The sequence below is a fragment of the Streptosporangium canum genome, assembly GCF_900113865.1.
Lineage (GTDB): Bacteria > Actinomycetota > Actinomycetes > Streptosporangiales > Streptosporangiaceae > Streptosporangium > Streptosporangium canum.
This window is the reverse complement of record NZ_FOQY01000009.1, coordinates 180981-193167: the sequence shown is the minus strand read 5'-3', so window position 1 is coordinate 193167 and position 12187 is coordinate 180981. Positions and strand designations below refer to the sequence as shown.

Here is a 12187-nt window from a genome sequence, read left to right as displayed (position 1 = left end):
CCCCGCCCTGAGAGATCAGATGCCGAGTCAGGGAACCATCGGTGACCGCGTCCGCGGACTGCGGCTGAGTAGGCGCATGTCTCAGGCCCAGCTAGCAGGGCCTGACCTCTCCGACAGTTATGTCTCCCTCATCGAGTCGGGCAAGCGCACGCCGACTCCGGTGGTGGCGCGCCTTCTCGCCGAACGGCTGGGGTGCACCACCGAGTTCCTGCTGCACGGGATCGAGCCGCGCCAGCGCATCGACACCGAGCTGGGCCTGCGCCACGCGGAGCTGGAGCTGCAGCACGGCGACCCGTCCGCCGCCGCCGAGCGGTTCGGCGAGATCGTCAAGGTCGCCGGCGAGGAGAACGCCATGCTGGCCGCGCACGCGCGGTTCGGCCGGGCCCGCGCCCTGGAGTCCCAGGGCAGGATCGGCCCGGCGGTGGAGGCGTTCGAACGGCTCCGGCGCGAGGCGGCCGCCCATCCCGAACGGCTGGCCGACCTGCCCCTGACGGTGGCGCTGAGCCGCTGCTACCAGCACGCCGGCGACGCCCTGCGCGCCCATGACCTGGCCACGCACGCCCTCACCCAGGTGAACCGGCTGGCCCTGGCTCAGGGTGAGATCGCCGTGGACCTGGCCGCCTCCCTGATAGAGACCGAGATCTCCCGCGGACCGCGCTCGCCGGGCCTGTCCTACGTCCGGCACATCCTGTCGGTCAACGGCGTTCCGGCCGCGGTCAACCGCACCGCCGAGATCCACGCCCTCTGGCAGGCCAGCATCACCGCCGCCGAGGGGGAGGACTCGGCGCTGGCCGTCCGCCTCGCCGACGACGCGATCGCGACCGGACGTCCGACCCGGATGGCCTTCCGGCTGGCCCGCATCGCGATGGACTGGTCGCGCTTCACCGCCTCCCACGGCGAGGAACCGCTTGAGGAGGCCCACCGGTTCGCGACCGCCGCGAGCGAGGTCTTCGGCGCGTTCCCCGACAGGGTGGACGACCACGCCAAGAGCTTGGTGGTGCTCGCCTACGTCCAGCTCAGAAGCGGCGATCCGGACGGCGCGGCCGACCTGGCCGGGTCCGCCCTCGACGCGCTGAGCGGCCGGATCGGCGCCACGGCGGCCACCGCACACCTGGTCCTCGCCCAGGTCGCGCTCGCCTGCGGCGAAGGCGACGTCACGACCATCCTGCACAGTGCCCGCGGGCTGCTCAACGAGCTTCGGTCCGGGGCCTCCAGCCCTGACCGGGAGATCGCACGGGTCTGGCGCGAGCTCGGCGACCTCTACAGCCGGGTCGGTGCCGGCGAGGAGCAGGCGAGCGCATATCGTATGGCGCTCGAAGCCGCCGGAGTGCGTAGTGCGATGGTTGGTGTGACGGTCGATTCGGCGCTGGTTCGGTAAAACAACTCACTCTTCAGGCCTCTGGATTTGTTTTTCTGCCTCCGGAATAATTAGGGTCGACCAGTCATTGACTCATAGGATGATTGGTTTCCCCGGAGGAGGCGGACTGTGAGTCTGCGTACGGCGCAGCGAGCGTCCCTCGTCGACCAGGTGATCGATCAGCTCAAAGAGCAGATCACTTCGAACTCCTGGCAGATGCACGCGAAGATTCCCACCGAGACCGTGCTCGCCGAACAGCTCGGGGTCGGACGCAACACCGTGCGCGAGGCGGTGAGGGCGCTCACTCACGCGGGCCTGCTGGAGTGCCGTCAGGGCGACGGCACGTACGTCCGCGCCACCAGCGAGCTGTCGGGTGCCATGTTGCGGCGGCTGCGCACCGCCGAGCAACTGGAGATCCTGGAAGTACGGCGTGCGCTGGAGGTGGAGGCCGCCAGGCTGGCCGCGACGAGGCGCAGCGACGCCGACATCGTCCGCATCGAAGCCGCCCTGGCCGAACGGGAGCGGGCCTGGGAGATCGGCGAGCCCAACGCGTTCGTCGAGGCCGACCTGGCCTTCCACATCGCGGTCGTCCAGGCCACCCACAACCTGGTCCTGATCGACCTCTACGAGGACTTCTCGGCCGCCCTGCGGGCGAGCATCACCGCCGCGGGCACCTCGCTCAACAGCACCTACATCCCGCACGAAGCCATCGCCCGCGCCATCGCGGCCGGCGACGCGGCCGCCGCCGAACGCGCCGGCCACGCGTGCATGGAGCACATCCTGATCGCCCTGACCGAGGCTCAGGAGCTCTCCTCCTAGCCGCGTCGACCACGAGCGTCGCCGACAGCCGGACGTGATCGGCAGCGAAGACCCCCGATGTGCGAAAGGGCCCGCTCCTTGAGGGAGCGGGCCCTTTCGCACATCGGGCGGGACCCGGTCAGGTGAGGCGCAGGGACATCACGAGGTAGCGGAAGGCGGGGTCGGCGTCGCCGGGAACCTCGGTGATGAGGGCCGGCCTGCTCGGGGACTCCATGTTGAGCCGGACGAACTCGGTCTCGACCCCGGCCAGGCCGTCCAGCAGCCACTGGGACTGGAAGGCGATCTGGATGCCGTCGCCGGACAGCTCCGCCTCCATGACCTCGGTGCCGCGGCCGATGTCGCCACCGCCCGCCTGGATGAGCACCTGCCCCTGGCTGAACGACAGCCGGACCGCGGTGTTGCGCTCGGCGACCAGCGCGACGCGCTTGATCGCGCTGATGAACGGAGCCACCCGGAGGTCGGCCCGGATCGACCAGTCGTCGGTCAGCCGCGCGCGGTAGTCGATGAACTGCTCGTCGAGCAGGCGGACCGTGGTGCTGCGGCCGACGCTCTCGAAGCCCGCGACACCGTCGCCCAGCGCCATCGACACCTCGCCGCCGCGCAGCGACTTGGCCACCTCGACGAGCACCCGGGCGGGCACCATGGCCGCGGCCGCGGCGCCGGGCTCCTCGGGGCGCCAGCCGAACTCCCTCGCCGCGATGCGATAGCGGTCGGTGGCGGCCATGGCCACGGTCTCGCCGGAGATGTCGATCCGGACGCCGGTCAGCATGGGGAGGGTCTCGTCACGGCTGGTCGCGGGCGCCACCTGGCCGACCGCGCTCGCGAAGACGCCACCGCCGACCGCGCCGATCTTCGGTGGCATGGACGGCAGGGTCGGAAAGTCTTCCACCGGCATGGTGAGCAGGCCGAATTCGGCGCTGCCGCAGGTCAGCACCGCCTCGGAGCCGCTGGTGACGATCTCCACCGGCTCGGCGGGCAGGCTCCGGGTGATCTCGGCGAGGATCCGGCCGGGGATCAGCACCCGGCCCGGCTCCGCCACGTCGGCCTCGATCGAGGCGCGGGCGGAGACGTCGTAGTCGAAGACCGACAGCATGAGGTCGTCGTCGGCCTCCAGGAGCAGCCCGGAGAGCACGGGGAGTGCCGGACGGTTCGGCAGCGCCCGGGCGACCCAGGCCACCGCGTCGGCCAGGACATCACGGTTAACCTGGAACTTCACCTGATCATCCCTTCGTCCTGAACGGCACCGCCACACGCGGGAGCCGTACGTCAACAGAACGGTAGCCGGTGGGTCCGACAAGAACCGCCGAGCCACCCCATATGCCGCGTGATGCCTCATGCGGGCGAGGCCGCGGGGCCGGTGTGATCGGGAGGGGCAGGCCGTACGGCAGCGGAGGAGGGCCGTCGCCGGCCGTGCCCCGGCTGGACGGAGGACCGCGGCCCGCCGGGTCTTTCCGGAGGAGCTGACCGATGACCCGCCGGGACGTTCCGGAGGAGCTGACCAATATGGTCAGACATGCGAGGTTCCTCGTTTACCGGCCCGGCTCCGGGAAAACCGAAAGGCGGTTGGGTGATGGGCATCCGTGTGGTGGTGGCCGACGATCAGGAGCTGGTCAGGGGCGGGTTCTCCATGATCCTGGACGCCCAGCCGGACATCGCCGTCGTGGCCGAGGCCGGCGACGGGGCCGAGGCGGTCGCCGCGGTCCGCGAGCACCGGCCCGACCTGCTGCTCCTGGACATCAGGATGCCCAGGATGGACGGCATCGCGGCGGCCCGGGTGGTCTGCGAGGAGACGGACACCAAGGTGCTCATGCTGACCACGTTCGACCAGGACGACTACGTCTACGACGCGCTGCACGCCGGGGCCAGCGGGTTCCTGCTGAAGGACGTGCGCCGCGACGACCTGGTGCAGGCGGTCCGGGTGGTGGCCGGCGGCGAGTCGCTGCTCGCGCCGTCGGTGACCCGGCGGCTGATCGACGACATGGTGCGCAGGCGGGCCAGGCCCCCGGCGCCGGCGGCCGGGCTCGACATGCTGACCGCCCGGGAACGCGAGACCCTCGAACTCCTCGGCCGCGGCCTGTCCAACGCCGAGATCGCGGCCACGATGGTGGTCAGCGAGCACACGGTCAAGACCCACGTGAGCAACGTGCTGACCAAGCTCGGCCTGCGCGACCGGGTCCAGGCGGTCATCACGGCCTACGAGACCGGGCTGATCCAGCGCGCCTGACGTCCTCGCGCATGCGGCAGGGGCGGGATGGCGGCAGGCTGGAAGCCGCTGACGTCCTCGCGCGCATGCGGGGAGGGGCGGTCCGGAAGGCGGCTACGGCTGGGAGCGGGCCGCGTTGAGGTAGGTCAGGACGGCCAGGACGCGGCGGTTGTCGTCGTCGGACGGGGCGAGGCCGAGCTTGCCGAAGATGCTGGCCGTGTGCTTGCCGACCGCGCTCTCGCTGAGGAACAGGCGCTGGGAGACGGCGGCGTTGGACCGGCCTTCGGCCATCAGCTCCAGCACCTCGCGCTCACGCGGGGTCAGCGCGCCGAGCGGCTCGTGCCGGGCGGTGCTGGCCAGGAGCTTGGCGATCACCTCGGGGTCCATCGCGGTGCCTCCGGCGGCGACGCGGCGGACCGCGTCGACGAACTGCTCGGCGTTGAACACCCGGTCCTTGAGGAGGTAGCCGATCGCCCCGGAGCCGTCGGCCAGCAGCTCGCGCGCGTAGAGCTGCTCGACGTGCTGGGAGAGCACGAGCACCGGCAGGCCGGGGACGGCCCTGCGGGCGGCCAGCGCCGCCTGGAGGCCCTCGTCGGTGAACGTGGGCGGGAGCCGTACGTCCACCACGGCGACGTCGGGCCGCTCGTCGGTCAGCGCCTTCAGCAGCTCGGGCCCGGACTCGACCGCCGCGACGACCTCGAAGCCGTGCGCCTGAAGCAGGTGGACCAGGCCGTCCCTGAGCAGGTAGAGATCTTCGGCGATGACGACTCTCGGGCTCATCGGTCCAACACTAGACGGCGCGCGGTGTTCTCCGTCACGGAGTGCCGCCGCGAATGCGCGATGGGAAGGGCCAGGGCCACGCTGTACATGCCGAGGCCCAGCAGGATGTTGAAGACGATCATCGGCCACTGCCACGGCTCGGGCAGGTAGAGCGCGAGGCACCAGCTGGACTCCTCACCGCCGACGATCTTGACGACCATCGGGACCAGCCCCTGGGGGAACAGCGGGAGCCAGCCGAGGCTCCAGCCCAGCCCGACGACGACGGCTTTCCAGCGCGGCATCGGCACCTTGGTCTCCGGCTCGGACCAGAGCAGCGCGTCCGGCAGGTCGATGGTGGCCGTGGTCGGTCCCCCCGGCGGGCTGCTGATCGCGAGCACCCCGTCGAAGGCCGCCAGCCGCCGCTCGATGCCGCGCAGGCCGCTGCCCCGCGACGGGTCGGCGCCACCCGAGCCGTCGTCGGTGACGGTGACGCGCAGGGTCCGGTCCTGCCTGCTGATGTCGATCCACACGCGCTCGGCGCCGCCGTGCCGGGCCGCGTTGGTGAGCAGCTCGCTGATCGAGAAGTAGGCGGCCGACTCGACGGGCGAGTCCGGGCGCGTCTTCAGGTCGACGGTGACCTTGACCTTCATCGGGCTGTCCAGCGCCAAGGCCCGTACGGCGTCGCCGAGGCCGCGCTCGGCCAGGACCGGCGGGTGGATGCCCCGGACCAGGTCGCGCAGCTCGACGAGCGCCGTGGACGAGGCCTCGCGCACCTTGGCCAGCAGGGCCTTGGCCGCCGCCGGATCCCTGTCCATCAGCTCCTCGACCGCGCCGAGCGTCATCCCCATGGCGACGAGCCTGGCCTGGGCCCCGTCGTGCAGGTCTCGCTCGATCCGCCGCAGCTCGGCCGCCTGGGAGTCCGCCGCCTCCAGGCGGACCCGGTCGAGCCGCTGGACCCGGCCGGCCAGGACGGACCGCGCCGTGGGCGACAGCAGCAGGTGGTTCCACCACCCGTAGCCGCGCAGCAGCCAGGGCATCGCGATCACCGCGGCGAGGGCCGCCACCGCCGCCGCGGGCGTGGCGACCGGGTTCGGGTACCACGGCGCCGCCAGGAAGCAGCCGGCCACGGCGAAGGGCAGCAGCAGGAACGTCCCGGCGACCACCGGGTTCAGAAACAGCCAGAGCCCGTCCCGCCAGGTGGCCGGGTCGGTGAACAACCACTTCCAGCGGTTGTTCCACTCGGGCCACCACGGTGTCTTGTAGAGCTGGCGCTCGTACCGGTACCAGCCGTCGGGCTGGGGCCGGGGCGGGGGCGGGGGCGGCAGGTAGGACGGCGCCACCGGAGTGCCCAGCCACCGGCCGGTGAGCTCCCTGACGAGCATGGTGCGGCGCCTGATCAGGCCGACCAACGGAGGGAAGACGAAGATCATCCCCAGCGCCGTCAGCATGGCGCTGACCAGGGACAGCGCGATCAGGACGATGTCCGTCAGCGCCAGCAGCCCCAGTGCCAGGGCCTGGCCGATCGCCACCACATGTCGCCTCATGTCATGGAGTCTCGCCCATCCGCCCTCGCCGTACCAATGGCGCTGGACGCCGTACCGGGGTGGAGGTAGCCACACCCCCGCCGGGTGCTCAGCCGGATTCCGCGCGGCCCGCGGGTTTCCTAGGGTCGTCGGCATGAAGGTCATCGAGGTCAGCAACCTCCGCAAGCGGTACCGCGATCACCTCGCGGTGGACGACGTGTCGTTCACCGTCGAGGAGGGCGAGATATTCGGCGTTCTCGGCCCCAACGGCGCGGGCAAGACGACGACCGTCGAATGCGTCGCCGGCCTGCGCACACCCGACTCCGGCACCGTGAAGGTGCTCGGCGGCCTGAGCGGCACCGAGCTCAAGGAGCGGCTCGGCGTCCAGCTGCAGAGCTCCGCGATGCCCGCGAAGATCAAGGTCTGGGAGGCGCTGGACCTCTACGCCTCCTTCTACCGGACGCCCGCGGACCAGGGCGCGCTGATGGAGCGGGTCGGGCTCGCCGGCAAGCGGGACACCCCCTACGGCAAGCTCTCCGGCGGCCAGCAGCAACGGCTGTCCATCGCGCTCGCGCTGATCGGCGGCCCTCGCGTGGCGATCCTGGACGAGCTGACCACCGGCCTCGATCCGCAGGCCCGCCGGGACACCTGGGAGCTCATCGAGCAGGTCCGCGCGGACGGCGTGACGATCGTGCTGGTCACCCACTTCATGGAGGAGGCGGAACGGCTCTGCGACCGGCTGGCGGTGATCGACTCCGGCCGGGTGGTCGCCGTGGACAGCCCGTCCGGGCTGATCTCCCGGGCCGGCGGTCAGCAACGCGTCCGGTTCCGGCCCTCCGGCACCTTCGATGACGCGGTGCTCGGCGCCCTGCCCGAGGTGACCGGGGTGCGCCGCGACGGCGGCCAGGTCGAGGTCACCGGCACCGGCGACCTGCTCCTCGCGGTCACCGCCGCGGTGGCCGCGGCCGGGGCCGTCCCCGCCGACCTGCGGGTGGAGCAGGCCACCCTTGACGATGCCTTCCTCGCCCTCACCGGAAAGAAGATCTCCGCTTGACCTCCTCCTCTCCCTGAGGGGAGGGGATTCCCACGGTCGCCCGTGAGAGTTCCTGCTTCACCGCCGGTAGCCCGCCCGGAAGGATCTCCGTTGAGGTCTTACACCGGCTCCACAGGCGTTTCACCTCTCCACCGGCCCGGCGGCGAGGGTATAGCCGATCACGCAAGTAACGGCTTGGTTATCGCCGCCGCCGAACACATTACCGAATCGCGCGCCGCCGCGCCGCGCTTCCTCCCCACCCGAGGGCGGGGTATCCACGCTCAAGGAGATTTGATGAACAAGATGATCCTGACCGAGGCGAAGCTCTTCCTGCGGGAGCCGGGTGGTCCGATCTTCGCGATCCTGCTCCCCCTGGCGCTCCTGCTCGGGCTGGGCAGCATCCCCGGCTTCCAGACGGCGGACCCCGCCCTGGGCGGGCAACGGGTGATCGACACCCAGCTCCCCGGCATGATGGTGCTGCTGTCGGTGGTGACGATGGCGCTGACCGCCCTGCCGGGCACCCTGGTGGCCTACCGGGAGAGCGGCGTGCTGCGCCGGATGTCGACCACCCCGGTCCGGCCGGTCCGGCTGCTGGTCGCCCAGGTGGTGAACAACGTCGCGGTGGCGGTCGTCGCGACCGTCCTGCTGATCGGCCTGGGCAACCTCGTCCTCGGCGTGGCCGTGCCCAGGAGTCTCCTGGCGTTCGCGGGTGTTTTCCTGCTCGGCAGCGCCTCGATGTTCGGTCTCGGCCTGCTGATCGCCGCCGTGGCGCCCAGCGCCAAGGCCGCGCCGGGCATCGGCTCGCTCCTGATGTTCCCGCTGCTCTTCATGGCGGGCATGTGGGTCCCCCGGGAGTTCCTGCCGGACCTGGCGCAGCGGATCGGCGACTTCCTGCCGATGGCGCCGTTCGCCCAGGCGCTCCGCGACACGTGGGCGGGTCACGCGCCCCAGCCGCTGCACCTGGCGGTGATGGCCGCGACCGTGCTCGTCACCGGTGTGCTGTCCGCGCGGCTGTTCCGGTGGGAGTAGTCCCCGATCCGGTACGGCCCGCCCCGGAGAGGGGTGGGCCGTACATTATTTGACTGGTCATTCCAATTTGTTCTACGGTTTTCCCATGGCGAGGACGAAGGAGTTCGATCCGGAGGTCGCGCTCCAGGCGGCGATGGAGCTGTTCTGGGAGCGCGGCTACGAGACGACCTCCATGGCCGACCTGGTGGAACATCTGGGGATCGGCAGGGCGAGCCTGTACGCCACGTTCGGCGGCAAGCACGAGCTCTATCTGAAGGCCCTGCGGCGCTACCTGGAGACCAGGGAGCCGTCGCCGGTGGAGACGCTGTCGCAGCCGGGGCCCGCGCTGCCGGCCGTACGGGGGCTGGTCGAGTCCTACACCGAGGATTCCATCCGCGACCAGCGGCGACGCGGCTGCATGATCGTGAACGCGGCCGGGGAGATGCTTCCGGGCGACGACACGGTGGCCCGGTTCGTGGACGCCAACTGGACCGCGCTGGAGACCGCGCTGGCCTCGGCGCTCATCCGGGCCCAGGCGCAGGGGGAGCTGGCCGGGGACCGCGACCCGAGGGCGCTGGCCCGGTTCCTGCTGGTCTTCCTGCAGGGGCTGCGGCTGACGTCCAAGGGGCTGTCGGATCCGGCGCGCCTGCGTGACGCCGCCGCCCAGGCGCTCACGGTCCTGGACTGATCAACCCAGCCCGCGGGCGGCTCACCGCGGGCGCCTCGTCCTGCTCCCCTGACGTCCCGCCTCGCTTCTTGACCGCCCCGTACGGCCGGCACGCCGCGGGCCGTACCGGGTGGGTGGGCGGAGGGCGGCGCGTGGCACCCTGTGGGGCATGCTGACACTGGCGCATGTGAGTGACATTCACATCGATGGCTCCCCCCGCAGCGTCGAGCGGGCGCGGGCCGTAATGCGACACCTGGAGGACCTGCCCGGCCCGCTGGACGCCGTCATCGTAACCGGGGACATCGCCGACCACGGTACGGCCGAGGAGTACACGACCGCACGCGAGCTGCTGGCCTCGCGTTACCCGACGGTTGTCTGCCCGGGCAACCACGACGTCCGCCCGGCCTTCCGCGAGGTCCTTCTCGGCCAGGACGGCGACGGCCCGGTCAACCAGGTCCTGCGGCTCGACGGCCTGACCGTGGCCCTGTGCGACTCCAGCGTCCCCGGGCGGCCGGAGGGTGTCCTGGAGGACGAGACGATCGCCTGGCTGGAGACCGTGCTCGCCGAATCCCCCGCCACCCCGGTCATCGTGGGCATGCACCACCCGGCGGTGGCGCTGGGCATCCCCTACGTGGACACCATCGGGCTGCGGGAGCCGGAGCGGCTGGAGAAGGTCCTGCGGCGGCACCCCCAGGTGGTGGCCGTGCTGGCGGGCCACGCCCACACTCCGGCGAGCACCACCTTCGCCGGTCTGCCGCTGATCGTCGCCCCGGGGGTCGTCTCCACCGCGCTGCTCCCCCAGGAGTACGCCTCACCGGACCCCCGCGACTTCGACCTGCCGCCCCAGATCGCCGTGCACGTCTTCGACGACGGCCGTCTCACCACCCACATGCGCCCGGTCCTCTGACCGCCTACGGCGAGGCGGCCCGCGCCCTCACATGGCTCGGTGCTCCTGCGGGCTGACGCCGAGCACGCGTTTGAAGGCGGTGCTCAGTGCGAAGGAGCTGCCGTAGCCGACCTGCCGGGCCACCGCGCCGATGGTGGCGTCGGTCTCGCGGAGCAGGTCGGCGGCCATGGCCAGCCGCCAGCCGGTGAGGAACGCCATGGGCGACTCGCCGACCAGGTCGGTGAAGCGACGCGCCAGCGACGCGCGGGAGACGCCGGTCCCGGCCGCCAGCGCGGCCACGGTCCAGGGGTGGGCCGGGTTGTTGTGGAGCATCCGCAGTGCCCGGCCCACCACGGGGTCGCTGTGGGCGCGGTACCACGCCGGGGCCTCCGCCTCCGGGCGGGAGAACCAGGCCCGCAGGACGGCGATGAGCAGTAGGTCGAGCAGCCGGTCGAGCACGGCCTCCTGCCCCGGCTCGTCCTTGACGATCTCGTCGCCGAGCAGCGGGATCAGCGGGCAGTCCCAGGCGTCCTCGGGCAGGACCAGCAGCGCGGGCAGCGCCGCGAGCAGCCGCCGGCTGATCTCTCCGTGCATCTGGTAGGTGCCGGTGATCATCACCGTCGAGCCGTCCGGGCCGTTGCCCCAGGTGCGGACGCCCAGAGCCATCTCCTGGGCCAGGGACTCGCCGTCGGGGGTGGTGCAGTGCTGTCCGGGCTGGATCACCACCTGGGGCGGGGTGGCCGGGTCGTCGGCGACCGTGTACGGATCCGGGCCGCGCATGATCGCGACGTCTCCGGGGCGCAGCCGTACCGTTTCCCCGTGGTCGGGGATCACCCACGCCTGGCCCCGCATCATGGCCACCAGGGTGAGCGGCGCCCGGTCCTGGATCCGCAGGGACCAGGGTGGGTTCAAGATCGATCGTAGCAGGAACGCTCCCCGGGCCCTCGGCCCGTCCAGGAGACCCGCGAGTACGTCCATGCGCCTGATTTTAGACGCATGAACATGGTTTTGCGGCTCTCAGCCATGGCCAGTCTCACCTCGTCGGCGCTTCACTTGTGGCATGACAGAGAACACGCGACAGGGAACGACGCTGGTCCTCGGCGGAACGGGCAAGACCGGCCGCCGCGTGGTGGAACGGCTCGCGGCCCGCGGCCTGCCGGTGCGGGCCGGTTCCCGCTCGGGCACGCCCCCGTTCGACTGGGAGGACCAGGCCACGTGGGCAGCCGCGCTGCGGGACGTGGAGTCGGTCTACGTGACGTACTACCCCGACCTGGCCGCCCCCGGCGCCGCCGCCTCGATCGGCTCCTTCGCCGCACTGGCGGCCGACGGCGGCGTCCGGCGGCTCGTCCTGCTGTCCGGCCGGGGCGAGGAGGAGGCTCGGGCCTGCGAGCGGACGGTCCAGGAGTCCGGCGCCGAGTGGACGATCCTGCGGGCGAGCTGGTTCAACCAGAACTTCAGCGAGCACTACCTGCTGGAGCCGGTGCTCAGCGGCGTGGTGGCGCTGCCCGCCGGGAACGTGGCGGAGCCGTTCATCGACGTCGAGGACATCGCGGACGTCGCGGTCGCGGCGCTGACCGAGGACGGACACGCGGGCCGGACATACGAGCTGACCGGCCCCCGGCTGCTGACCTTCGCCGACGCCGCCGGCGAGATCGCCAAAGCGGCAGACCGGGAGGTACGGTACGTACCGGTCTCCGCCGAGGAGTACGCGGACGCGCTCGTGGAGCACGGCGTACCGGCCGATGAGGCGACGATGCTGACCGAGCTGTTCACCAAGGTCCTGGACGGCCGCAACGCCCACCTGACCGACGGCGTCCGGCTCGCCCTGGGCAGGGAGCCCCGGGATTTCGCCGACTACGCGCGGGACGCGGCGGCCACCGGCGTCTGGAACGGCTGAGAGACCCGCGATCCACGGACGCCGGGCGGGATCCC

12 protein-coding genes are annotated in these 12187 nt (G+C 71.6%); 8 read left to right on the top strand and 4 right to left on the bottom strand.

What is annotated here, in order from left to right:
• The first annotated feature begins 19 nt into the window (after positions 1-19).
• Both BM085_RS16160 and BM085_RS16155 read left to right on the top strand, forming a co-directional pair.
• Positions 20-1378, top strand: coding sequence for a helix-turn-helix domain-containing protein (locus BM085_RS16160; RefSeq protein ID WP_093887794.1), 1359 nt, complete (start codon positions 20-22; stop codon positions 1376-1378).
• Between the two features lie 108 nt (positions 1379-1486).
• The gene (locus tag BM085_RS16155; protein WP_093887793.1) at positions 1487-2176 is read left to right on the top strand and encodes a FadR/GntR family transcriptional regulator; all 690 of its coding nucleotides are present in this window, start codon (positions 1487-1489) and stop codon (positions 2174-2176) included.
• A 118-nt stretch (positions 2177-2294) separates the two neighbouring features.
• On the opposite strand, the gene dnaN is transcribed toward BM085_RS16155, so the two are convergent.
• Positions 2295-3392 (bottom strand): DNA polymerase III subunit beta, encoded by a 1098-nt coding sequence (gene dnaN / locus BM085_RS16150; RefSeq protein ID WP_093887792.1) that lies wholly within the window; start codon positions 3390-3392, stop codon positions 2295-2297.
• A 354-nt stretch (positions 3393-3746) separates the two neighbouring features.
• Between dnaN and BM085_RS16145 the strand changes: the two genes are divergently transcribed.
• On the top strand, positions 3747-4400 hold the full coding sequence (locus BM085_RS16145; RefSeq protein WP_093887791.1) for a response regulator: 654 nt from the start codon (positions 3747-3749) through the stop codon (positions 4398-4400).
• Between the two features lie 93 nt (positions 4401-4493).
• On the opposite strand, the gene BM085_RS16140 is transcribed toward BM085_RS16145, so the two are convergent.
• Positions 4494-5159, bottom strand: coding sequence for a response regulator transcription factor (locus BM085_RS16140; RefSeq protein ID WP_093887790.1), 666 nt, complete (start codon positions 5157-5159; stop codon positions 4494-4496).
• A complete protein-coding gene (locus BM085_RS16135; RefSeq protein ID WP_093887789.1) occupies positions 5156-6682 on the bottom strand; it encodes a sensor histidine kinase in 1527 nt (508 codons plus the stop codon). Before BM085_RS16135 ends, BM085_RS16140 begins: the two co-directional genes overlap by 4 nt.
• Positions 6683-6815: 133 nt before the next feature.
• Here BM085_RS16135 and BM085_RS16130 point away from each other — a divergent pair, with 133 nt between their 5' ends.
• The 4 genes from BM085_RS16130 to BM085_RS16115 all read left to right on the top strand — a co-directional run bounded on the left by BM085_RS16130 (position 6816) and on the right by BM085_RS16115 (position 10276).
• Entirely contained in the window at positions 6816-7715 is a 900-nt protein-coding gene (locus BM085_RS16130; protein ID WP_093887788.1) for an ABC transporter ATP-binding protein, read from the top strand.
• A gap of 273 nt (positions 7716-7988) precedes the next feature.
• Positions 7989-8723 (top strand): ABC transporter permease, encoded by a 735-nt coding sequence (locus BM085_RS16125; protein WP_093887787.1) that lies wholly within the window; start codon positions 7989-7991, stop codon positions 8721-8723.
• An 85-nt stretch (positions 8724-8808) separates the two neighbouring features.
• Entirely contained in the window at positions 8809-9390 is a 582-nt protein-coding gene (locus tag BM085_RS16120) for a TetR/AcrR family transcriptional regulator (protein WP_093887786.1), read from the top strand.
• Positions 9391-9556: 166 nt separating this feature from the next.
• Positions 9557-10276 carry a phosphodiesterase gene (locus tag BM085_RS16115; RefSeq protein WP_245789346.1) on the top strand — a complete coding sequence of 240 codons (720 nt, stop codon included), beginning with the start codon at positions 9557-9559 and terminating at the stop codon, positions 10274-10276.
• Between the two features lie 27 nt (positions 10277-10303).
• On the opposite strand, the gene BM085_RS16110 is transcribed toward BM085_RS16115, so the two are convergent.
• The gene (locus BM085_RS16110) at positions 10304-11233 is read right to left on the bottom strand and encodes an AraC family transcriptional regulator (RefSeq protein ID WP_093887784.1); all 930 of its coding nucleotides are present in this window, start codon (positions 11231-11233) and stop codon (positions 10304-10306) included.
• A gap of 82 nt (positions 11234-11315) precedes the next feature.
• On the opposite strand from BM085_RS16110, the gene BM085_RS16105 reads away from it, so the two are divergent.
• The gene (locus tag BM085_RS16105; protein ID WP_093887783.1) at positions 11316-12152 is read left to right on the top strand and encodes an NAD(P)H-binding protein; all 837 of its coding nucleotides are present in this window, start codon (positions 11316-11318) and stop codon (positions 12150-12152) included.
• Positions 12153-12187: the final 35 nt, after the last annotated feature.